Annotated in this window: 1 protein-coding gene; it reads left to right on the plus strand. The window is 60.4% G+C overall.

Annotated elements, in window-relative coordinates; translation table 11 throughout:
• On the plus strand, window positions 1-293 hold a 293-nt coding region (locus HX786_RS31475; protein ID WP_178913083.1), incomplete at its 5' end, for an EAL domain-containing protein.
• Window positions 294-333: the final 40 nt, after the last annotated feature.

Consider the following 333-nt stretch of genomic DNA (forward strand, 5'->3'; position numbering starts at 1 on the left):
GCACCGGTTATTCATCGCTGCTGCGGCTCAAGCGCTTGCCGGTGCAGAAGCTCAAGATCGACCAGGGTTTTGTCGCCGGGTTGCCATGGGATGAGGACGATGCGGCGATCGTGCGGGTAGTGATCGCGTTGGCGCAGAGCATGGGCATGCAGGTGCATGCCGAAGGTATCGAGCAGGTTGAGCAGGCGCGGTTTCTATTGGAACAGCGCTGTGACCTTGGCCAGGGGTACTGGTTTGGTCGGCCGATGCCGGCCAGTGAGCTGGATTGGGCGAGGGCGCCGACAATTCGTTAACCACCGCCTGTCCTGATTTCAAACAGGGCCAAAATGTGGG

It is taken from the genome of Pseudomonas sp. 21615526 (assembly GCF_013386245.1).
Lineage (GTDB): Bacteria > Pseudomonadota > Gammaproteobacteria > Pseudomonadales > Pseudomonadaceae > Aquipseudomonas.